Origin of the sequence: Bradyrhizobium sp. UNPA324 (assembly GCF_006658635.1) — a bacterium.
Classification (GTDB): domain Bacteria; phylum Pseudomonadota; class Alphaproteobacteria; order Rhizobiales; family Xanthobacteraceae; genus Bradyrhizobium; species Bradyrhizobium nanningense.
In genome coordinates this window covers 2613850-2636335 of the sequence record NZ_LFJD01000004.1, presented here as the reverse complement: position 1 = coordinate 2636335, position 22486 = coordinate 2613850, and the positions used below count along the sequence as shown (strand labels likewise).

The following is a 22486-nucleotide window of genomic DNA, read 5'->3' as shown; positions in this document are numbered from 1 at the left end:
AATGCGCCGGGTCAGCGGCGGTTCCGATGGTTGACGATCAGGCCGAGAAAGGTGGCGAGCCTAGTGCGAGATCATAACCCAGCACGGTGGCTGGCCAATGACGGTCTTTGTCACACCGCCCCAGACGATCTCGTTCAGGCGCGAATGATGGTAGGCGCCCATCACCATCGCATCCATGCCATGGGAATTCGCCCAGCTTCCCAGGACCTTGCCGATCGAGCTGCCGCCGCCTTTCGTCGTTTCGAACGAAGCATGGACCCCGTGTTCCCTCAAATGATCGACGAGAGCCGTTCCGGATTGTACGACCGCCTCGGTCTTATCCTCGACCACGGTCACCACCCGGACCGAGGTGGCAGCCCGAAGAATAGGCAACGCGTCGCCGACCGCTCGCGCCGCACGCGCGGAGTGATTCCAGGCGATCATGACGTTCTCGAATTCAGGCCGAAGTTCGTCCGCGAGATGTTCTGGACAGAGCAGAAGCGGCCGGCCGGATTCGAACAAGAAGGCTTCGACAATGCTCTCCGTTCGGCTGTCGTGCGGCTTCACCGGAAGCAGCGTGAGATCGCTGAAACGGGCATGCTCGGCCAGGATCGCCGCGATCTGGTCCGCCGGCACCTTGCCCGCTCGGCTCTGAGCGCGAAGATTGGCGCGCGATGTCGCATTGGTGAATGCGTTCAGGAGCTGCTGCATGTCGCCAGCCTCACGCGAACCGCTGGTCTCCGCGGAATCGCGATCGTAGGGCAGCATCACCCTCGGCCGCTCGAAAACGTCTTCCTCAAGCCCGAGCGCGGTGATCCTGGCGCCGAGATCGGCGGCGACGGCTACGCATTTCTCGATCGCGGCCAGGGCCGGCCCGCGCGGCCGGCCGACAAGCGGCAGAAAGACGTCCTTGATGGGCATCGGAATTCTCCTCGGCCACCACAATAGACCGGCTTTCATCGAGACGCTTGATCCTCGTCAAGCTAATGAAACTCGGTCCGCCACGCGCGTTGACCGACGTCAAGGACTGGCCACACGGCTATTCTATGGATGATCCAGCGGAGCCGTTTGCCCCGGAGAGACTCATGCGTGCGATGGTGTTGCCGGCCCCACGAACGCGGCTCCAGATGGAGGAGCGGCCCGACCCGATGCCTGGCGAGGGTCAGCTGCGCGTGAAGATCAGCGCCTGTGGGGTATGCCGGACCGATCTTCATCTCGTCGACGCCGAGTTGCCTGACATTCGCTATCCGATCGTGCCCGGCCACGAGATCGTCGGTCGGGTCGACCTCGTGGGCCCGTATGTCACAACGCATGCGCCCGGTGATCGCGTCGGCATTCCCTGGCTCGGCTTCACCTGCGGGCATTGTCGCTTCTGCCGCGAGGGCATGGAGAACCTGTGCGACGCACCGTTGTTCACGGGCTACACACGCGACGGCGGCTACGCGACCCACACCATCGCCGACGCACGCTACGCCTTTCCCCTCGGTGAGGAGGGGAGCGACGTGGAGATTGCGCCTCTGCTGTGCGCAGGGCTGATCGGCTGGCGCTCGCTGGTGCTGGCCGGCCCTGCCGAGCGGCTCGGCCTCTATGGTTTTGGCGCGGCGGGCCACATCATTGCGCAGGTCGCGCGTTGGCAGGGACGATCCGTCCATGCATTCACGCGACGCGGCGATGCCGCTGCCCAAGACCTTGCCCGTCGTCTCGGCGCGGTCTGGGCGGGGTCCTCCGATGAGATGCCCGAGGAGCCGCTCGACGCCGCGATCATCTACGCACCTTCAGGCGAGCTTGTCCCGGCCGCGCTGCGCGCTGTCCGCAAAGGCGGTCGTGTCGTCTGCGCCGGCATCCACATGAGCGACATTCCGAGCTTTCCGTATGATCTGCTCTGGCAGGAACGGCAGTTGGTCTCGGTCGCCAATCTGACCCGGCAGGATGGCCTCGATTTTCTCAAAGTCGCTCCGCAAGCCGGCGTGCGCACCGAAACGACGGCCTTTCCGCTCGATCAGGCCAACGAAGTTCTGACCATGCTGCGAGCCGGCCAGATTCTCGGCGCGGCTGTGCTGACGCCCTGATGGTGGTTTCGGATGCCCGTTTCCATGACAGATGAATTGGCGGCCCAGGAGCGGATCTTCCGGACGCTGACCGGCCATCCCGGCGTAACGCGAATCGACACGCATGGAGCCTCGGTGTTCCTCGACGGGAAGCGCGCGTTGAAGATCAAGCGCGCCGTCCGGTTTCCCTTCCTCGACTATTCGACGCTCGAGAAGCGCAAGGCGGCGTGCGAGGAGGAGATCCGGATCAACCGGCCGCTGGCCCCGCAGATCTATCATCGCGTCGTGGCGATCACGGAAGAGCCGGATGGATCGGTGCAGGTCGGCGGCCCCGGCCGGCCGATCGAGTACGCGGTGGACATGTCGCGCTTCGACGAAAGCAGGACGCTGGATCATCTGGCAAAGGCCAGCCCGCTGGATCCGGCGCTCGCCTCGGCTACCGCCGACGCGATCGTGGCTTCGCACGTGGCGGCGACCGGCGCCGACGGCAGAGCATGGGTGTCATCCATCCCCGGCCTGATTGACGGCAACGGTCACGGCCTGCGGGCTGGCGGACGTTTCAATCCGGAAGACATCGAAAAGCTCGGCCGTGCCTCGCACGAGGCATTTCGACGTATTCGTCCCCTGCTTTCAGGGCGCGGCCGTCAGGGCTTCGTGCGCCGCTGCCATGGTGATCTGCATCTTGCAAACATCGTTCTGATCGATGGCCGGCCCGTGCTGTTCGACGCCATCGAGTTCGATGCGCAGATAGCAACCGTCGACGTGCTCTATGATCTCGCATTCACGCTGATGGACCTGTTGCACCACGATCAGCCACGCGCGGCCAACGTCGTCCTGAACCGCTATCTCGCCGCGACGCCCGCCGATAATCTCGACGCGCTCTCCGCCCTGCCGCTGTTCATGTCCATCCGGGCGGCGATCCGCGCCCAGGTGGCCCTGGCGCGGCTGAGGCCGCCGCATTCCGATGATCTCGACATTCTGGACCAGGCACAGCGTTATTTTGATCTCGCCAGGATGCTGATCCATCCTGCCGCTCCGCGTCTGATTGCGGTCGGCGGATTGTCAGGCACGGGCAAGACCGTTCTGGCGCAAGCGCTCGCGCCCGGCATCGCACCGCCACCCGGAGCCGTCGTGCTGCGCAGCGACCTCGTCCGCAAGCAGATGTTCGGGGTCGAGGACACCCACCGCCTGCCACCGTCCGCCTACACACCGGAGCATGCGGCCCGCGTCTACGACACGCTGGCTCAGCATGCCCGGCGGGTGCTGGCGCAAGGCCATTCGGCAATCATCGACGGCGTATTCGCCCGCGAGGACGAACGGGACGCGATCGCCGCACTGGCGCGCGAGGGCAACGTGCCGCTGAACGGCCTGTTTCTGGTTGCGGACCTCGCGACCCGGCAGACACGGATCGGAAGCCGCCGGGAAGACGCATCGGACGCCACGCAAGAGGTTGCCGCGCTGCAAGAGCACTATAATATCGGCCATGTCGGTTGGGCGACCATCGATGCATCCGGGACACAAGAGCAGACGCTCCAGAACTGCCGGAGCGCGATCGCTGAAGGCAAACAGGGCAATCTGATTGGCGCGGGCAAAGATGGCGCGACCTAGCACGACCTCGACGGCCGCTCGCGCCACGCCGGCAGCGCGGCGCAATGCCCTGCCCGGTCGCCTCAGCCCCGGCATGGCCTGCGATACGGCGTTCCGGATCATCGCGCGCCGCCACCTCGCCGCCATCATCGCCCAGCATGACGGCACCAGCCGTGGCGATCCCGACGCGCTGCATCAGATCCGGATCGCGCTGACGCATCTGCGCACCGCTATCCGCTTCTTCTCGCCGATGGTCGACGACGCCCTGCGGCCGAATGTCTGGGCCGAGCTGAAATGGCTGAACGGTCAGCTCGGCATGGTGCGAGACCTCGATGTGGCGATCGAGCGGGTCGTCGCTGAGAGTGGCAACGAACTCGCCGTGATCGCCGAGCTTCATCATTGGGACGAAAGGCGCGTCGAGAGCCACCGCCAGCTGGCGCGCGCGCTGCAATCCGCGCGGTACCGCCGCCTCGTCGAGCAGACCTCGACCTGGATCGAGAGCGGCCCCTGGTCGACCCGGCGCAGCAAGGAAGCCATCCGATTGCGCCGTTGCACGCTCGCTGACCATGCGACCGAGCGACTGACCGAATGGGAAACGACGCTGCTCAAGAAAGCGCGAAAGCTCCGCAAGCTCGACGTCGAGAAACGCCACAAACTACGCCTTCTCAACAAGCGGATGACCTATTCGATCGAGTCGCTCCAGGATCTGTTCGCTGATGGGACGGCGGCGAGGCAGAAGTCGATCCTCAAGCAATTGCGCAAGGCGCAACGCTCGCTCGGACAATTGAACGACGATGCGCGGGGACAAGCGCTGGCGGCGTCGTTGAACGGGGCCGGCCTCGATGCGAGCAATCGCTTCCTCAATCGCAAGCGGGAAAAGAAGCTGTTGCGAACGGCCGCGGAGGCCTATCGGAAGCTGGACAAGGCCAAGGCCTTCCGCTCCTCGGAGCTCGCGCCGAGCTCTGAGCCGGAGGTCTAGGTGTGAACGTAGTCTCCCGGCGCATCCGGGAGGCCGAGGGCGTCTCCAAGCCCGATCTGAGGCGGATTGCAGGGTGCGCCGGAGCGCGCCGCCAGCCATTTGGCCCATTCCGGCCACCACGATCCTTCAACGTGTGGGGCCAGCTCCAGCCATTCATCCGCACCAACATAGGGCGCATCAGCAGGTTTGGTCAGCACCTGATAGCTATGGCCGGGCTCCTCAAGAGGCGCAACCACACCGGCGTTGTGACCGCCGCTGGTCAACAGGAACGTCACGTCGGCATCCACCTGATAGTGGATCTTGTAGACGGATCGCCATGGCGCCACGTGATCGGCGAGCGTGCCGACCACGAACATCGGCGCGTGAATATCGGAGAGCGAAATGCTCCTGCCTCCGACGAGATAGCGCCCTCCCGCCAGATCGTTGTCGAGGAACAGCTTGCGCAGATACTCCGAGTGCATGCGATAAGGCAGCCGCGTGGCGTCCGCGTTCCAGGCCATCAAGTCGCTCGGCGGTGCGCTCTCGCCCATGAGATAGTCATGTGACAGACGCGACCAGATCAATTCGTTGGAACGCAGCAGCTGGAAGGCGCCAGCCATCTGCGTCGTATCGAGATAGCCGCGCTGCCACATCATGTCTTCGAGAAAGGCCACCTGGCTCTCGTTGATGAAGAGCGTTAGCTCTCCGGCCTCGGTGAAGTCGGTCTGGGCGGCAAGGAGCGTGACCGTGCCGAAACGGTTGTCACCGTCGCGCTCCATCGCGGCGGCGGCGATCGACAGCAATGTACCCCCCAGACAATAGCCGAGCGCATGGGTCTTCCGACCCGGCATGATCAGGCCGATCATGTCCAGCGCCGCCATGACCCCCAGCTTGCGATAGTCGTCGAAGGCAAGATCCCGATCCCTCGCATCCGGGTTGCGCCAGGAGATCGCGAATACGGTGAAACCTTGGTCGGTCAGATATTTGACCAGTGAGTTCTGCGGCGAGAGATCGAGGATGTAGTATTTCATGATCCAGGCCGGCACGATCAGGATCGGCTCGGGCCGCACCTGCGCGGTGGTCGGATGGTATTGAATCAGCTCGATCAGCTCGTTGCGGTAGACGACCTTGCCGGGTGAAACCGCCACGGTGTCGCCGACCGCGAACTGCCCGTCGTCCGCCAATTTCGAGTTGGAGAGAAAACGCATCAGATCGCTGTACCAGTTCTGCCAGCCGAAGACGAAATTTTCCCCGCCGCTCTGGAACGCCTTCTCCAGCACCTTCGGATTGGTCGCCGCGAAATTCGACGGCGCCAGCATGTCCAGCATCTGCCGCATCGAGAACTCGACGATGGCTTCGTTGGCGTGCGACACGCCGCGCACGCCCGTCGCGGCATCGCGCCACCAGCGCTCTCCGAGCAGAAACGCCTGCGCCAGCAGGTTGAACGGCGCGGCCTCCCATTGCGGTCCACTGAAGCGGCGATCCCGTCCCTGCGGCCGAACCACGGACCACGGCTTCTGCTCCGGTGATATCGCGTGCGCGACGGCTTCGGCCAACCGGCCAGTGTCGCGGAGGATATTGCGGGAAATTTCCATCTGGCGTTGCGGCGCCGCAGCGAGATGCGAACCCCAGTCGAGCCAGGCGAGCGACAGGGCCAGCGGCGAAAGGCCGCCCGTGAACCGCGCCAGCATCGCGTGAAACGCGCGGTCGAGCGGATATGGCTCCGATGCAGGCAAAGGGTCGGCGGCAGCTGGCATTTCTGCGGGCTTTTCGGCGCGTACCGTCGAAGCTTCGGAACCCGCGGGGGGTCGACGGGAAGAGCCTGCACTGCCGGCTCTTCGGCCCGCGGAAATATCTGCACGACGCTCATGGCTCAATGATCCCAAGGGCTGCTTCTAAGTCGGCGGAACGATAGGGCGAGCTTTCGCAGAAGCGTTGAGCTGCATCAAACCTAAGGCCCGGATCACAATTGCTTCATCGGTGCGGACGGGCTCCTCCCATTGACCTGGGTCAAGCCGTACCCCGCCGCTCGGGCTAGTTTTCGCGCATCAAAATTCGACAAAGCCAGCGGAGTTATCCATGCGCGCCCACCAGATCATGACCCGGTCGGTCATCTCGGTCGCCCCCGACACCAGCATCGTCGAGGCGGCAAACATCATGCTGAAGCGGCATGTCAGCGGCCTCACAGTGGTCGATGACACCGGCAAGCTTGTCGGTGTCGTCTCTGAAGGAGATTTCATCCGCCGCAGCGAGATCGGCACCGGGCGCAAGCGCGGACGCTGGCTGCGGTTCATCCTGGGTCCGGGCAAATCCGCCAGCGATTTCGTCCACGAGCACGGCCGCAAGGTTTCGGAGGTGATGACCGACACGCCCGTCACCATCACGGAGGATACGGCGCTCGCCGAGATCGTCGATCTCATGGAACGCAACAACGTGAAGCGGCTGCCGGTCGTGCGCGGAGACAAGGTCGTCGGGATCGTATCGCGCGCCAATCTGCTGCAGGCGGTGGCGGGACTCGCCCGCGAAGTGCCGGATCCGACGGCGGATGACGACCACATTCGCAGCCGCATCATCGAAACCATGGAGAAGAACGACTGGTGCCCGTTCGGCCTGAACGTCATCGTCCGTGACGGTATCGTTCACCTCAGCGGTGTCATCACCGAAGAGCGCACACGGCAGGCCGCGATGGTCGCCGCGGAGAACGTCGACGGCGTGAAGAAGGTGCACGACCATCTGTGCTGGGTCGACACCATGTCGGGCATCTATCTGAACTCGCCCGAGGACGACGAGCTCGCCAAGGCGAGCTGACAGGCGAGCTGACGAGGCGAGCTGAGCCAGACGCTTCAGCGCGGAATGACGGCGGTGGCCTCGATCTCGACGCGTGCCGCCTTCTCCACGAGGCGCACCACCTGCACCAGCGCCATCGCGGGGTAATGCGCGCCGAAGATGGCACGGTAGATCTTGCCGAGCTCCTTCAGGTTGGACAGGTACTCGTCCATATCGACCACGTACCAGGTTAGCCGCACGAGATGCTCGGGCCGCGCGCCGGCTTCGGCCAGGATCGCCGCAATGTTGCTCAAGGTCTGGTGCACCTGGGCGGCGAAGCCGTCGGCGAGACGCTCCTCGGCATCCCAGCCGATCACCCCGCCGGTGACGACGATGCGCCCCTCGGCGGCCATGCCATTGGCGTAGCCCTTCGGCATCGGCCAGCCCGACGGCTGGAGCACCTGCACGCGCGAACGGGTGTCATCCTCGGCTGCTGTCAGCACCGCGAGCTGCGGGCCTTTCGGCGTCGTCACGGACAATTCTTCATCCTTCTCTCATTCCGCCGCAACGCCTGAGGACGTCACAGCCGCCTGCGCCAGTTGCCGCAGGGCAAAGCGCTTCAATTTTCCGGTCTCGGTCTTCGGCAGTTGCGTCACGAACTCGATGGCGCGCGGATATTTGTACGGCGCGATCTCGCGTTTGACATGCTCCTGCAGCTCGGCCACAAGCTGCGCGTCCGCTGTCACGCCGGACGCCGCGACGACATAAGCCTTCACGATCATGCCGCGCGCCTCGTCCGGAGCGCCGACCACACCGCACTCGGCAACCGCCGGATGCGTGAGCAGGGCCGCCTCGACGTCGGTGCCTGCGATATTGTAGCCGGCCGACACGATCATGTCGTCGGAGCGCGACTGGTACCAGAAATAACCGTCGCTATCCATCAGATAGGTGTCGCCGGTGATGTTCCAGCCGTTCTGGACGTATTTGCGCTGCCGCTCGTCGGCGAGATAGCGGCAACCGGTCGGCCCGCGCACCGCAAGCTTCCCCATCGTGCCCGGCGGCACGTCATGGCCGTCGTCGTCGACGATCTTGGCCTCATAGCCCGGCACGGGCTTGCCCGTCGCCCCCGGACGAATTTCGTCCTCGGTCGCGCTGATGAAGATGTGCAGCAGCTCGGTCGAGCCGATGCCGTCCATCAACTTGATGCCGGTGGCCTTGAGCCAGGCGTCGAAGGTCGGCTTGGGCAGGGTCTCGCCGGCAGAGACGCATTTGCGTAGCGAGGAAATATCGCGGCCGGCAAGCTTACCGATCATGGCGCGGTACGCGGTCGGGGCGGTGAAACAGATCGTGATCTTGTACTGCTCGATCGCCGTCAGGATGTCGTCGGGCGTCGTCTTCTCCAGCACCACGAAAGAGGCGCCGATGTGCATCGGAAACAACACGCCGCCGAAGCCGAACGTGAACGCCAGCGGCGCCGAGCCGACGAAGCGATCCTTCTGTTCGGCCCGCAAGATGTTGCGCGCATAGCCGTCGCAGACCGCAAGCATGTCGCGATGGAAATGCATGGTGCCCTTGGGATCGCCTGTCGTGCCCGACGTGAAGGCGATCAGGCAGACGTCGTCGGAGGCGGTATCGAAGGCTTTGAATTCCGCGCTCGCGTCGGCAATGAGCGCTTCGAGCGAGTCCGGCGCGCCATTGCCCCAATAAACGATACGTCTGAGAGCCGGCGCCGCAGCTTTCGCCTTCTCCATTTCCTCGGCGAGCTTTCCGTCACACAGCGCGAGGGTGATCTCCGCCTTCTGGATCGGGTAGGACAGCTCCTTGGCACGGAGCAGCGGCATCGTCGCCACCACGATGCCGCCGGCCTTGACCACCGCGAGATAGGTTGCAACCATCATCGGATTGTTGGCGGAGCGCAGCAGCACGCGGCCACCGGGAACAAGACCGAGCTTGCCAACCAGCACATTGGCGATGCGGTTCACAAGGGCTTGCAGCTCGCGATAGGTGTAGCTGACGGCGGGGCTGATGACGCAGGGCGCGTCGCCATGGCCCTGCTCGACCCAGCGGTCGAGAAAGTAGCTGACGCAATTCAATCGTGGCGGATAGTTCAGCTCCGGCCGCGTGAAGATGAACTCGGGCCAGAGCTCGCGCGGCGGCAGATGCCGCTGCGCAAACGTATCGACATGGGCCGTCGCGGCGTTGCCGTCATGCGAGCCCGTGACTTGAACCTTGGCGGCGTTGGCCATCGCACGCTCCTTTCAGCATGGATTGCACCCGGCAGCACGATCTGGAAAACATTTTAGGCTTAAAACAATTTGGCGCAATAGCGGATTTTGAGCATCCCGTGCTTTTTCCTGCGGCAAAAGGGATTGAGCGGCCCTGCCGGCCCCGCGCCTACGGCCGGCGGCGCGCGGCCGATTTCTGCGCCGACGCCTTGGTCTTGGCGAGCAGCCGCATCAATTCGCGCACGTCCTTTGGCGAAAGGTCGGCGAACAGATCGGCGATCCAGGTCTCGTGCTCCGCAGCCATCCGGCGGAACTCGCCTCGACCGAGTTTTGTGAGGCGGATCACCTGGACACGACGGTCCGTCTCCGACGTCCGGCGGTCGAGATGACCGGATTCAACGAGACGCTCGACGAGACCTGTGACGTTGCCGTTCGACACCATCATGCGCTTGGAGACATCGGAGAGCGTCATGCCATCAGGCGCCTTGTCGAGCTGCGCCATCAGATCGAAGCGGGGCAGAGTGACGTCGAACCGCTGCCGCAGCCGACCGCGGACCTCGCCCTCGATCAGCGTCGTGCAGGTCAGAAGGCGCAACCACAGCCGCAGCTCGTCGGCATGGTCCTCCGGCGTCTCGACGGCCTTGGTCTCGGAATCGAGCATCTCGCTGCAGTCACTCTCGGCGGGCATTGGCGCCGGCACGGATTCCCCCAACATTTTGAGCTTCAAATAAATCGAAGCCGGCTGCAAGTCCAAAGCTGCAACAATCGACCGCACGTCAACTTCTTTAGGCTTCAAATAATTGGCGCGGCGTTTGCATGCGCCGCCGTCCGAAGGATGGCGACACCTTGAGCGCTGCTTGCCGCGGCAGCCATCATCGGCATAAGCTTGGATTGAAGTACGCGGCTTGCAGCGCAAGCCCTGATGTCACGGGGGGACAGATCTTGAAGACGCAATTGACCTTGGCCGCAGCCTTGCTGGTCGGCACCGCCCTCAATCCAGCCGTGGCGCAGGAGAAGATCAAGCTCGGTGTGGTGGTGACCCTCTCGGGACCCGCAGCAGCACTGGGTCAGCAAGTCCGCGACGGCTTTGCACTGGCGGTGAAGGATCTCGGCGGCAAGATGGGCGGCCGTGATGTCGAGGTGATCGTTGCGGATGACGAGCTGAAGCCGGACGCGGCGGTGACCAAGGTCAAGGGGCTTCTGGAGCGCGACAAGGTCGACTTCGTGATCGGCCCGATCTTCTCCAACATCCTGCAGGCGATTCACCGGCCCGTCACGGAATCGAAGACCTTCCTGATCAGCCCCAATGCCGGTCCGTCGACTTTTGCCGGCAAGGACTGCAACCCGTTCTTCTATGTGACGTCGTATCAGAACGACCAGGTTCACGAGATCCTCGGTAAGGTCGCGCAGGATCGCGGCTACAAGCGCATGTACCTGATGGTGCCGAACTATCAGGCCGGCAAGGATTCGGTGGCAGGCTTCAAGCTCGACTACAAGGGCGAGATCGTCGAGGAGTCCTACATGCCGCTGAACACGCTGGATTTCCAGCCGGAGCTGTCCAAGATCTCCTCGCAGAAGCCCGATGCGCTGTTCACGTTCATGCCGGGCGGCCTCGGCGTCAATCTCGTCAAGCAGTACCGGCAGGCCGGCCTTGCCGACAGCATTCCGGTGCTCTCGGCCTTCACGGTGGATGAATCGACCCTGCCGGCGCAACAGGATGCGGCCGTCGGGATGTTCGGCGGCGCGAACTGGGCGCCCAACCTCGACAATCCCCAGAACAAGAAGTTCGTGGCATCCTACGAGGCTACCTATAACGTCGTGCCCGGTACCTACGCCTTCCAAGCCTACGACGCCGCGATGCTGATCGACAGTGCGGTCAAGGCCGTGAAGGGCGACCTGTCGAACAAGGAGGCGGTCCAGGCCGCGCTGAAGAAAGCCGATTTCACCTCACTGCGCGGCGCCTTCAAGTTCAACACCAACGGCTATCCCATTCAGGATTTTTATCTGACCAAGGTCGCCAAGCGTCCGGATGGCAAGTTCCAGACCGAGATCGTGCAGAAGGTCTTCGAGAATTACGGCGACCGTTATGCCAAGGACTGCAAGGCGGCGAACTAGAACCAAGTATTGCGTTAGGGGAGGACTGCAATGAAGAGCGAAATTACCGGCATCACACGGGCCAATGAAGGAATCCAGGGCATCTCCTGGAACATCCTCGGCCAGACCTATGTGCCGAAGAGCTACGCCGAGAACAGCTTCTCCTGGCATGCGACGCTGCCGCCGGGCACGTTCGTCCCGCCCCACATCCATCCCGACCAGGATGAGTATCTCTACATGCTCGAGGGCAAGCTCGATTTCGTGCTTGGCAATTCCGAGGCGCAGGCCACGGCCGGCGATCTGATCCGCCTCGGCATGGGCGTGCCGCATGGCATCTTCAACAAGTCGGAGCAGACTGCAAAAGTGCTGTTCTGGGTTTCGCCAAGCCGCAAGCTGTTCGACCTGTTCTGGGGCCTTCACAACATGAAGGAGCAGAAGCCGGAAGATGTGGTGGCGATGGCGGCCGAGTTCAACATCCACTTCCTGCCGCCGCCGCCCGGCGGCTAGCGGCGCGCCTCAGGCGCGCACGGCCGCGAGCCCCGGCACCGCGGCGAAGCCGGCCTTGGTGGCATAGCCGCGCACGATGGCCTCGCGCTGGGAATAGCTGAGGACATTGTCGACATTGTCGAATCCATCAGGGGCGAGCTGCTCGACGGCGTCGATGACGCCCTCGGGGCCGCCGCGCCGGTTGGAGCGGACGATATCGGCCGTCATTGGCAGACGCTTCTTCTCGTACTCAAGCAGCGCCTGGCGCGGATGCTCGGCACGCACCAGCGCATCCGCAAGGCAGCGCGCATCGAGGATCGCCTGCGAGGCGCCATTGGAGCCGACCGGATACATGGGGTGCGCTGCATCGCCCAGCAGCGTGACGCGTCCTGATGACCAATATGGCAAGGGATCGCGGTCGCAGGTCGGATATTCGTAGAATTCGGGTGTCGCCGCGATCAGGCTCTTCACGTCGATATAGGGCACCGAGAAGCGTGCCACATGGGGCATCAGCTCCTCGCGCCGCCCCGGCCGCGACCAGTCTTCCTTGCGCGGCGGCGGCACATTGCCCTCGCCCACCTTCACCAGCACCGCCCAATTGGTCAGACGGCTCGCCGGGCTCGATCCCTCCGCGATCGGATAGATCACCACCTTGGCATTGAGGCCGCCGGCCACGATCATCGATTTTCCGGTGAGGAATAGCGGCCAGTCGCGAGCGCCGCGCCACAGCATCAGGCCGTTCCAGCACGGCGGGCCTTCGTTCGGGAATAACGTCTCGCGGACGCGGGAATGGATGCCGTCGGCGCCGATCAGAATGTCGCCGCGCGCGGTGTGAATGTGCGCGCCGGCGCGATCGAAGAAATAAGCGATGACGCCGCCCTCATCCTGGGTGAAGGCTCCGAGCCGGCAGCCGGTGTGGATGGCATCTTGCCCGAGCCGCTCCTCGACGGCGCGATGGATGACGCCCTGGAGGCGGCCACGATGGATTGAGAATTGCGGCACGTCGTGGCCGGCGTCGATGCCGCGGGCTTCGCGCCAGACCTCCTGGCCGTGGCGGTTGAGATAATAGAGCTGGTCGGTGCGGATCGCGACGTCGTCGAGCTTCTGAAGCAGGCCGAGGCCGGCGAGCTCGCGCATGGCGTGCGGCAGCGTGTTGATGCCGACCCCAAGCTCGCGAATGGTGTCGGCCTGCTCGAAGATCTCACAGTCGAGGCCGCGCGAACGCAGCATCAGCGCCGTAGTGAGACCACCGATACCGCCACCGACGATAATCGCCTTCATCGCCCTTACTCCACTCGAAACACAGGCAATGGGTTAACGTCGCACGGGCGGTCACTCCGCCGCAAGCGGCTTTGTCGCCTCCGCCTTGAGCTCGGCCCGGGTCTTGGGCTTAGCCTTAATTCGCAGCTCCTCGAGGTCCTGCCGGTCGCGGACGCTGTTGCGGAAAATTTGCTCTTTTCCTGGCAGATATTGCGGGGGACAAAATGCCGCGTCCGCCCCGTACCACGCCGCCGCCTTCATGGTGAAGAACGGATCGACCAGATGCGGCCGGCCAAGGGCGACGAGGTCTGCCCGGCCCGCTGCCAGGATGGTGTTAGCCTGGTCCGCCGTTGTGATGTTGCCGACACACATCGTGGCCACCCGCGCCTCGTTGCGGACCTGATCGGAGAACGGCGTCTGGAACATGCGGCCGTACACCGGCTGCGCATCGCGGACGGTCTGCCCGGTCGAGACGTCGACGAGATCGACGCCTGCCTCGGCGAAAGCGCGGGCGATCGCCACCGCGTCGTCACCAGTGATGCCCCCGTCGACCCAATCGGTCGCGGAGATGCGCACTGACATCGGCTTGTGCGATGGCCAGGCCGCGCGGAGCGCCTCGAAGATCTCGAGCGGGAAACGCAGACGGTTCTCGAGCGCGCCGCCGTACTCGTCCGTGCGGGTGTTGGTCAGCGGCGAGATGAAGCTTGCGAGCAGATAACCGTGGGCGCAATGCAGCTCGAGCATGTCGAAACCGCAGCGCTCGCCGCGCTCGGCCGCCGCGACGAAAGACTCCCTCACCGCCTTCATGCCGGCGCGATCGAGCTCGCGCGGCACCTGACTGTCGGGAAAATAGGGCAGCGGCGATGCCGAAAATACGTCCCAGCCGCCCTCGTCCAGAGGACGGTCCATCCCGTCCCACATCAGCTTGGTCGCGCCCTTCCGCCCGGCGTGCCCGAGTTGCAGGCAGATCTTTGCAGCCGAATTGCCGTGGACGAAGTCCACGATGCGCCGCCAGGCGGCCTCCTGCTCGTCGTTCCACAATCCGGCGCAGCCGGGCGTGATGCGTGCATCGCGGCTGACGCAGGTCATCTCGGTGAAGATGAGGCCGGCCCCTCCGATCGCGCGCGAACCGTAGTGCACGAGATGGAAATCGGTCAGCACGCCTTCCTTTGCCGAGTACATGCACATCGGCGACATCACGGCGCGATTGGCGATCTCCATCTCGCGCAGCCGGAACGGCTGGAACAGCGGCACCGCCGGCTTTTCCGTATCGACGTCAAAGCCGCTGCCGCGAACCTGTTTGGCAAATGACTTCTCGACCTCAGCCACGAAATCGGGCGCGCGGAGCTTGAGATTGTCATAGGTGATCGCCTTCGAGCGCGTCATCACGCCGAAAGCGAACTGCACCGGGTCGAAATCCCAGAAGCGATCGACATGCTCGAACCAGACCAGCGAGACGTCGGCGGCATGCTGCGTCTTCTCGACCTCCTCGCGTCGGCCGTGCTCGTAAACATCAAGCGCAGCCTTGATATCGGGTGCCTTTTCCATCGCCTCGGCCAAGGCGATGGCGTCTTCCATCGCGAGCTTGGTGCCGGAGCCGATCGAGAAATGCGCGCTCGCCTTGGCATCGCCCAGCAGTACCATGTTGTCCTTGACCCAGCGTTTGCTGCGGATCATCGGAAAATTGCGCCACATCGAGCGATTGGTGAGCAGCTTGTGCCCATCGAGGAACCAACCAAAGATCTCGGCCATCCGCGCGGCGGACTGCGTCTCGTCCAACGCTGTCAGGCCAGCGCGCTCGAACGTTTCAGGATCGGTCTCGAAGATCCAGGTCGAGTGTCCGGCCTCATATTGATAAGCGTGGGCGATGAACGGCCCCCACTCGGTCTCCTGGAAGATGAAGGTGAAGGCATCAAGCGGTTTGGTCGACCCCATCCAGGCGAACTTGTTGGAGCGGATGTCGAGCTCCGGCTGAAAATGATCGACGTATTTCTCGCGAAACCGACTGTTGATGCCGTCGGCGATCAGGACGAGATCGGCATCGGCAAAGCGGGCTTCGTCGTCGATGTCCACTTCGAAGTGCAGGATGACGCCGAGCTCGCGCGCCCGCTCCTGCAGGATCAAAAGCAGCTTGCGCCGGGAGCAGCCACAAAAGCCGTTGCCGCCGACCCGGTGCACCGTGCCGCGAAAATGTACGGCGATATCGTCCCAGTAAGCAAATTCCTGCGTAATGCGGCGATAGCTCGGCAGATCATGTTTTTCGAAATTGTCCAGCGTGGCGTCGGAAAACACCACGCCGAAGCCGAAGGTGTCGTCGGCCCGATTGCGCTCGTACACCGCGATCTCGGCGCCCGGGCGCTGCTTCTTGAGCAGGATCGCAGCATAGAGACCCGCAGGTCCGCCACCGATGATCGCGACTTTCATGGGAGCCTCGCCAATTCACCCGGCCACGAAAACTATTTTAAGCCTAAAATAATTTCGCGCAAGTCCCCGCTGCCGGCTTGGTCACAAGCTGAACAACGGCCTAGTCGCCGCGGAAGACCGGCTTGACCTTGTTGGCGAACGCCTCGAAAGCGCGCTCGAAATCGGCCGTGGTCATGCACAGCGCCTGGGCAACAGCTTCCGCCTCGATCGCCTCTTCCACCGACATTGCCCATTCCATTGCCAGCATCCGCTTGGTCATGGTGTTGGCAAAGGTCGGCCCTTCCGCGATCTGCTTGGCCAGGACCTGCGCCTGAGGCAGCACCTGCTCGTCAGTGACGATGCGGCTAAAGAAGCCCCAGCGCTCGCCCTCCTCCGCAGTCATGAACCGGCCGGTATAGAGCAGCTCGGAGGCGCGGGACTGCCCGATGATCCGCGGCAGGATTGCGCAGGCCCCCATGTCGCAGCCGGCAAGGCCCACCTTGTTGAACAGGAACGCCACCTTGGCCCCGCTCGCCGCGAGGCGCATGTCCGAGGCCATGGCGACGATCGCCCCCGCCCCGGCGCAGATGCCCTCGACGGCGGCCACGATCGGCTGCGGGCAGGCCCGCATCGCCTTGACCAGATCGCCGGTCATCCGCGTGAAGGCAGTCAGCCCCTTGGTGTCCATCTTCACCAGCGGGCCGATGATCTCGAACACATCGCCACCGGACGAGAAATTGCCGCCGGCACCGGTGACGACGATGGACTTGACTGCGTCGTCGAACGCGCAGGCGCGGAAGAAATCGGTGAGTTCCCGATAGCTTTCGAACGTCAGCGGATTCTTTCGTTCGGGCCGATTGAGCGTGACCATCGCAACGCCGTCGACCACAGCCAAAAGGAAGTGCTGGGGCGAGTAATCAGCGAGCGGCAAGGTGACGGGATTGGCTGGTCTGCTCATGCGATCTCCTTAGGTGTTTGTTCCGCGCCGCTAGATTTCGCCGCCTGCGACTGAGATCGCCTGTCCGGTGATCGCACTCGCGCCCTGCCCGCATAGCCAAAGCACCGCGTCCGCGACCTCTTGAGGCGCGATCAGCCGTCCCTGCGGATTGTGCTTGGCAAGCTCGGCGATCGCCTGCTCGCGGCTTCGTCCCGTCTTCTTCATGATGTTGTCGATGCTGCCGGCCACTAGGTCAGTATCGGTGAACCCCGGGCAAACCGCATTCACGGTCACATTGCCGCCGGCCAGCTCGAGGGCAAGTGAACGAACGAGACCGACCGCGGCATGCTTCGCCGCAGCATATGCGCTGACATAGGCATAGCCCTTGAGCCCCGCCGTCGACGCAATCACGACGATGCGGCCATAGGGGCGATCCTTCATGCCCGGCAGCACGCCGTGGATGGCATGGACTACGCCCATGAAATTGATGTCCATCATGCGCGCGAACAGGGCACTGTCCGATTTCGCGAATGGCGCAGATTCGGCGCTGCCCGCATTCGCGATCAGGATATCGATCGGCTTGCGCGCGTGGGCCTCGCCAATGGCAGCTTTCAGAGCGATCTCGTTCGCGACGTCGGCGACAACCGCAAAATGCGCAGCGCCCGCCTTGACTGCCTCGTCGAGGACCGCGGCATTCCGGCCGACGATCGTCACGGTGGCGCCGGCGCCGACGAGAGCCGCCGCGATGGCGCGGCCGATCCCGCGACCGCCACCGGTCACCAGCGCGTGCGGCGAATGCGGCAATCCGGACATGCGCTAGCTCCCTCAGATCTGCGGAACGTGCCTCCGATATATTTTAACCTTCAAGCTTTTGCAATGAAAGCGGCGATCGCCGTCCGCGGATATCGCACCATGAGCGACCGGCCCGAAAATTGCTTTAAGTATAAAATTATCGCTTTCCATCCCTCACAGGCCTGTTAGCATCGAAGGGCCAAGCAAAAGGATGTCGCGTGTCGCAGCCTGCGCCAATGATAACAAAGGACGGTCGCTTCGCCTACGAAGCCGCGGGCGATCCCGGCGCGATACCTCTGATCTTCCTGCATGGCATCGGCGGTGCGGCACGCGCTTGGCGACGGCAACTTGCCACATTCGGCGAACGCTTCCACGCAATCGCGTGGGACATGCCGGGCTATGGCGGCTCGGCGCCGCTCGCCAGCGTCAGCATCACTGCCCTGGCGGAGGCACTCCAGCAATTCATCGAGCAACTCGGTGCAACCAGACCCATTCTCGTCGGTCACTCGATCGGCGGCATGATCGTCCAGAAATGGTTGGTACAGTTCCCGAAGCTGGCCCGCGCAATCGTGCTGGCGCAGACTAGCCCAGCCTTCGGCAAGGCCGATGGCGACTGGCAGAAATCGTTCATTGCGGCGCGGCTCGGCCCGCTCGATCGCGGCGAGACGATGACCTCGCTGGCGCCTTCGCTGGTGAAGGAGCTCGTCGGCGACGATCCGGATCCAAAGGGAATGGAGCTAGCGCGCGAGTGCATGGCAAGCGTGCCCGAGGCAAGTTATCGCGCCATGATGCTGGCCCTGATCGGGTTCGATCAGCGCAGCACGCTTGGCAATATTCCCGTCCCGACACTGCTGCTGTCGGGATCCAAGGACAATAATGCGCCGGCGCCGATGATGGCGAAGACGGCGACCTACATCCCAGGCGCTGAATATGTCGAGCTCGCCGGCGTCGGCCATCTCGCCAACCTCGAACGTCCCGATGCCTTCGACGAGGCGCTCGGCCGCTTCCTGAATTCCGTTACGACCAAAGCGTAAGGGTAACTGCGCGATGACCATGCAAGTCAACAAGACGATTGGCGCCACCGGCAAAGTCGCGCTGGACGCCCCGATCTTCGATCCCATCGCATTCCGCCTGAGCGACGAGCAGGCCGGCATCATCACCCGCGCAAGGGAGATCGGGCAGACCGTATTTGCCGATCGCGCCGCCACCTACGATCGCGAGGCGATCTTCCCGACCGAGAATTATCGCGACCTGCATCGCGTCGGTCTGCTCGGCATTGCCGTTCCCAAGAAACACGGCGGGCTCGGCGCGAACTACCAGACCTACGCCTTGGCAGCCGCCGAGATCGGCCGCTATTGCGGCGCGACCGCGCTGACCTGGAACATGCATGTCTGCTCGACCCTGTGGTCGGGCCCCCTCGCGGACGATCTCGACATGGATTCTGCGACCCGCGCCGAGCACGAACGGCGGCGCGCGATCCACTACAAGCGGATCGTCGAAAACGGTGCGATCTACTCGCAACCGTTCTCGGAAGGCGGCGCTGCGGCCGCGGGCGGCGTCGCCTTCGGCACGGAAGCAAAGCCGGTCAAGGGCGGCTGGATCGTCAACGGCAAGAAGATCTTTGCGTCGCTCTCCGGCCACGCCGACTATTACGGCGTGCTCTGCACTGAGATCGAAGAGGGCGAGAAGGCATCTCGCCGCAACACGCTCTACCTCGCAATATCAGCCAAATCGGAAGGTGTCTCGGTCGTCGGTGACTGGGACCCGCTCGGCATGCGCGGAACGGTGTCGCGCACGCTTCTGTTCAAGGACGTGTTCGTCCCGGACGACTCTGCGCTGATGCCGCGCGGCGTCTACTTCCAGGCCGCGATGCGCTGGCCACACATGTTCCTGACGTTGTCGCCGACCTATATGGGCCTCGCACAAGCCGCCTACGACTTCACCTTGCGTTATCTGCGCGGCGAGGTGCCGGGCATGCCGCCTGTCAAGCGCCGCATGTACACGACGAAGCAGATCGCGGTCGCCCAGATGCAGATCAAGCTCGAACAGATCAAGGCGATCTGGTTCCAGGCCGTGACCGAAGCCTGCGCCAATCCGACCAAGGAGCAGGTGCTGCGGGCCTATGCTGCGCAATATTCGGTGATGGAAGGTGCCAATGAGCTCGCCGCGCTCGCGATACGCACCTGCGGCGGCCAGGCCATGCTTCGCTCGCTGCCGCTGGAGCGGATCTATCGCGACAGCCGCTGCGGCTCGCTGATGCTGCCCTGGACGGCCGAACTCTGCCTCGACCGCATCGGGCGCGAGGCGTTGTACGAGGCCGGCGAGACGGACGACTGACGGTGGACCTCTGCAGTCTGATCGATCGCAACGCGGCGTTCGCGCCAGACAAGACAGCCATTGCCTTCGAAGGCGAGCGGCTGAGCTATGCGGCGTTCGCCGCACGCATCGAACGGACCGCCACGGCATTGAAGCAGGAACTCGGCGTCGGCCGCGGCGACCGCGTCGCGATCCTGAGCCTGAACCGACCGGACTATCTGGTTCTGCTCTATGCATCTGCGCGGCTGGGTGCGATGCTGGTGCCGCTGAACTGGCGGCTGGCGGTCGCCGAGCAGCACTTCATCCTCGCCGATGCGGGCGCCAAGGTGCTGGTGCTCGAACGAGCATTCGAGGGAGTTCTCGCCGAGCTTGCGCCCGGGACAGCCGTCGTTGGCCTCGACTTCGCACCACCTCGCGGCAGGACATTCGAAGGACTGTTGGATTGCGGCGGCGGCGGCGGACGCAACCCGCACACGGACCTCTCCTGCCCGCTGCTCATCGTCTACACCTCAGGAACGACGGGACGGCCAAAAGGCGCCGTGCTGCGCCAGGAGGCACTGTTCTGGAATGGCGTCATGAGCCAGCACATGCACAACATGACGTCCGATGACCATGTGCTGACCGTGCTGCCATTCTTCCACGTCGGCGGCCTCAACATCCAGACGACGCCGGCTTTGCAACTGGGCGCGACCGTCACCGTTCACTCGCGCTTTGCGCCGGATACCGCGCTTGCGGCCATCGAACAGGAACGGCCGACCCTCACGGTGATGGTGCCTGCGATCATCCAGGCGGTGAGCGAGCATCCCGCCTGGACGGAAGCCGATCTTTCGTCACTCAAGGCCGTCGCCACCGGCTCGACCATCGTGCCGCCGCACCTGATCGAGCGCTTCGTCGCGCGCGGCGTTCCGGTGCTTCAGGTCTACGGCTCGACCGAGACCTGCCCCATCGCTATCTACACGCGGCTTGGCGGCGACCTGTCGCGTGCGGGATCGACCGGTCTTGCCGGCCTGTGCTGCGAAGCGAAGGTGGTCGATCTCTCCGGCGGCGAGGTGCCAGCGGGCACACCGGGCGAAATCGCGGTGCGCGGACCCAACGTGTTCTTCGAATATTGGGGCAACGAGGCCGCAACGCGCGAGGCGTTGCACGACGGCTGGTATCGCACCAGCGATATCGGCCTGTGCGACCCCGACGGCTATTTCTGGGTCCGCGACCGCAAGAAGAACCTGATCATTTCAGGGGGCGAGAACGTCTACCCGGCCGAGGTCGAGCGCGTCCTGCTCGAACATCCCGATGTCAGCGAATGCGCCGTGATCGGCCGGCCCGACCCGCGCTGGGACGAGGTCCCCGTCGCTTATGTGATCCGCAGATCCGGCTCCCGGCTCGAAGCGGATGAACTCAGAATGCATATTCAGGCACAACTCGCTCGCTACAAGGTGCCGCGCGACATTGTCTTCGTCACCGACCTGCCGCGCACGGCGTTGGGCAAGGTCCAGCATTTCCTGCTGAAGCAGCTCGATGCGCAGTCCCGCGCGCAAGGAGAAGCATCTTGAAGATTGCGATTCTGGGTGGGGGAAACGGCTCTTTCGCGGCCGCAGGCGATTTTGCGCTGTCGGGGCACCAGGTCCGGCTCTGGCGCCGCGATGCAGACCAGGTGGCGGCCCATCGTGACGCCGGCTCGCGGATTGTCGTGAAGGACCATAACGGCCGCCACGACGTGAAGCTCGCGCTGGTCACGACCGATATCGCGGAGGCCGTCGACGGCACGGAGTTGATCCTGTGTCCGGCTCCTGCCTTTGCGCAAGCAGATATCGCCGGCCTGCTCGCTCCGCATCTGCGGGACGGCCAGGTCGTCTTCTTGCCGCCGGCGACATTCGGCTCGATGATCTTCGCCCAGGCTGCGCGGGATGCCGGCAACCACGCCAAGGCAAGCTTTGCCGAAACCGGCACGCTGCCGTGGCTGACCCGCAAGCACGGACCGTTCGAGGTCGCGATCACCATTCGCGCCAAACGGCTTCCGGTCGGCGTGTTCCCGCTCGACCAGGCACCGCACGCACTCGACGTGATCGGACGGGCTTTCCCCGATGCCATCGAGCCGTGCGGAGACGCGCTGTCAGGCGCACTGATGAACGCAGGCCCGATCATCCATCCGCCGTTGATCGTGATGAACGCAGGCCCGATCGAGCATTTCGAAAGGTGGGATATCCACAAGGAAGGCACGCAAGCCGCGATCCGGCGGGTGACCGACGCACTCGACGCCGAACGGATCGCGGTGCGCGAAGCGCTCGGCTATGGCGCGCCGCATTTTCCGCTGGCTCATCACTACGCGAAGGAAGGCGAGATATGGATGTACGGCCGCGGCTCGCATGACCGGCTGACCGATTCCGGTGACTGGCGCGAGCGGATCGTGCTGACGGAGCATCGGTACATGCGAGAGGATCTGCGGCTGGGGTTGTCGCTGCTGGTGTCCGTCGCTGGCCTGGCTGGCGTGGCCACCCCATTGGCCAACGCGTTCCTGTCGATCGGCGGCGCGATCTGCGGCGAGGATTTTGCGCAAGGTGGCCGGACGCTCAAGACGCTGGGGCTCGACAATCTCAAAAAGGCCGAATTGCAGACGCTGCTTCGCAATGGATTTTGA

General features: G+C 64.0%; 19 protein-coding genes. 10 read left to right on the top strand and 9 right to left on the bottom strand.

What is annotated here, in order from left to right; all coding sequences use genetic code 11:
* Positions 1–60: 60 nt before the first annotated feature.
* Positions 61–900 (bottom strand): universal stress protein, encoded by an 840-nt coding sequence (locus tag UNPA324_RS12925; RefSeq protein WP_141934828.1) that lies wholly within the window; start codon positions 898–900, stop codon positions 61–63.
* Between the two features lie 164 nt (positions 901–1064).
* Between UNPA324_RS12925 and UNPA324_RS12920 the strand changes: the two genes are divergently transcribed.
* Genes UNPA324_RS12920 through UNPA324_RS12910 form a run of 3 tightly spaced genes read left to right on the top strand, consistent with a single transcriptional unit; the run spans position 1065 to position 4593 of the window.
* Complete coding sequence (locus UNPA324_RS12920; protein WP_128918434.1) at positions 1065–2048, top strand: zinc-dependent alcohol dehydrogenase family protein; 984 nt, start codon at positions 1065–1067, stop codon at positions 2046–2048.
* 24 nt (positions 2049–2072) lie between these two features.
* Positions 2073–3635 (top strand): bifunctional aminoglycoside phosphotransferase/ATP-binding protein, encoded by a 1563-nt coding sequence (locus UNPA324_RS12915; protein ID WP_128918435.1) that lies wholly within the window; start codon positions 2073–2075, stop codon positions 3633–3635.
* Positions 3622–4593 (top strand): CHAD domain-containing protein, encoded by a 972-nt coding sequence (locus UNPA324_RS12910; RefSeq protein ID WP_128918436.1) that lies wholly within the window; start codon positions 3622–3624, stop codon positions 4591–4593. The genes UNPA324_RS12915 and UNPA324_RS12910 overlap by 14 nt, the downstream gene beginning before the upstream one ends.
* On the opposite strand, the gene UNPA324_RS12905 is transcribed toward UNPA324_RS12910, so the two are convergent.
* Positions 4590–6329: a PHA/PHB synthase family protein gene (locus UNPA324_RS12905; protein WP_246667167.1), complete on the bottom strand. Its 1740-nt coding sequence runs from the start codon at positions 6327–6329 to the stop codon at positions 4590–4592. The genes UNPA324_RS12910 and UNPA324_RS12905 overlap by 4 nt on opposite strands.
* A 322-nt stretch (positions 6330–6651) precedes the next feature.
* On the opposite strand from UNPA324_RS12905, the gene UNPA324_RS12900 reads away from it, so the two are divergent.
* Positions 6652–7380, top strand: coding sequence for a CBS domain-containing protein (locus UNPA324_RS12900; protein WP_128918438.1), 729 nt, complete (start codon positions 6652–6654; stop codon positions 7378–7380).
* Positions 7381–7415: 35 nt separating this feature from the next.
* Here UNPA324_RS12900 and UNPA324_RS12895 read toward each other — a convergent pair whose 3' ends face one another.
* The 3 genes from UNPA324_RS12895 to UNPA324_RS12885 form a co-directional block, all read right to left on the bottom strand.
* Positions 7416–7871 carry a RidA family protein gene (locus tag UNPA324_RS12895; protein ID WP_128918439.1) on the bottom strand — a complete coding sequence of 152 codons (456 nt, stop codon included), beginning with the start codon at positions 7869–7871 and terminating at the stop codon, positions 7416–7418.
* A gap of 21 nt (positions 7872–7892) precedes the next feature.
* A complete protein-coding gene (locus UNPA324_RS12890) occupies positions 7893–9584 on the bottom strand; it encodes a benzoate-CoA ligase family protein (RefSeq protein WP_128918440.1) in 1692 nt (563 codons plus the stop codon).
* A gap of 148 nt (positions 9585–9732) precedes the next feature.
* Positions 9733–10251, bottom strand: coding sequence for a MarR family winged helix-turn-helix transcriptional regulator (locus UNPA324_RS12885; protein ID WP_164936119.1), 519 nt, complete (start codon positions 10249–10251; stop codon positions 9733–9735).
* 254 nt (positions 10252–10505) lie between these two features.
* On the opposite strand from UNPA324_RS12885, the gene UNPA324_RS12880 reads away from it, so the two are divergent.
* Positions 10506–11678, top strand: coding sequence for an ABC transporter substrate-binding protein (locus UNPA324_RS12880; RefSeq protein ID WP_164936118.1), 1173 nt, complete (start codon positions 10506–10508; stop codon positions 11676–11678).
* A 30-nt stretch (positions 11679–11708) separates the two neighbouring features.
* Complete coding sequence (locus tag UNPA324_RS12875; RefSeq protein ID WP_018643141.1) at positions 11709–12164, top strand: cupin domain-containing protein; 456 nt, start codon at positions 11709–11711, stop codon at positions 12162–12164.
* A gap of 9 nt (positions 12165–12173) precedes the next feature.
* On the opposite strand, the gene UNPA324_RS12870 is transcribed toward UNPA324_RS12875, so the two are convergent.
* The 4 genes from UNPA324_RS12870 to UNPA324_RS12855 all read right to left on the bottom strand — a co-directional run bounded on the left by UNPA324_RS12870 (position 12174) and on the right by UNPA324_RS12855 (position 17556).
* Positions 12174–13424, bottom strand: a complete 1251-nt coding sequence (locus UNPA324_RS12870) for a flavin-dependent oxidoreductase (RefSeq protein ID WP_128918442.1) — start codon at positions 13422–13424, stop codon at positions 12174–12176.
* A gap of 51 nt (positions 13425–13475) precedes the next feature.
* On the bottom strand, positions 13476–15827 hold the full coding sequence (locus UNPA324_RS12865) for a bifunctional salicylyl-CoA 5-hydroxylase/oxidoreductase (RefSeq protein ID WP_128918443.1): 2352 nt from the start codon (positions 15825–15827) through the stop codon (positions 13476–13478).
* A gap of 100 nt (positions 15828–15927) precedes the next feature.
* Positions 15928–16764: an enoyl-CoA hydratase family protein gene (locus tag UNPA324_RS12860; protein WP_128917865.1), complete on the bottom strand. Its 837-nt coding sequence runs from the start codon at positions 16762–16764 to the stop codon at positions 15928–15930.
* Between the two features lie 30 nt (positions 16765–16794).
* On the bottom strand, positions 16795–17556 hold the full coding sequence (locus UNPA324_RS12855) for an SDR family NAD(P)-dependent oxidoreductase (protein WP_141934827.1): 762 nt from the start codon (positions 17554–17556) through the stop codon (positions 16795–16797).
* A 215-nt stretch (positions 17557–17771) separates the two neighbouring features.
* Here UNPA324_RS12855 and UNPA324_RS12850 point away from each other — a divergent pair, with 215 nt between their 5' ends.
* The 4 genes from UNPA324_RS12850 to UNPA324_RS12835 are packed head-to-tail and all read left to right on the top strand — an operon-like array spanning position 17772 to position 22486.
* Positions 17772–18569: an alpha/beta fold hydrolase gene (locus UNPA324_RS12850; protein WP_245471927.1), complete on the top strand. Its 798-nt coding sequence runs from the start codon at positions 17772–17774 to the stop codon at positions 18567–18569.
* A gap of 13 nt (positions 18570–18582) precedes the next feature.
* On the top strand, positions 18583–19872 hold the full coding sequence (locus tag UNPA324_RS12845) for an acyl-CoA dehydrogenase family protein (protein ID WP_128917868.1): 1290 nt from the start codon (positions 18583–18585) through the stop codon (positions 19870–19872).
* A 2-nt stretch (positions 19873–19874) separates the two neighbouring features.
* Positions 19875–21401, top strand: a complete 1527-nt coding sequence (locus tag UNPA324_RS12840) for a class I adenylate-forming enzyme family protein (RefSeq protein ID WP_141934826.1) — start codon at positions 19875–19877, stop codon at positions 21399–21401.
* Positions 21398–22486 carry an NAD/NADP-dependent octopine/nopaline dehydrogenase family protein gene (locus tag UNPA324_RS12835; RefSeq protein WP_128917870.1) on the top strand — a complete coding sequence of 363 codons (1089 nt, stop codon included), beginning with the start codon at positions 21398–21400 and terminating at the stop codon, positions 22484–22486. The genes UNPA324_RS12840 and UNPA324_RS12835 overlap by 4 nt, the downstream gene beginning before the upstream one ends.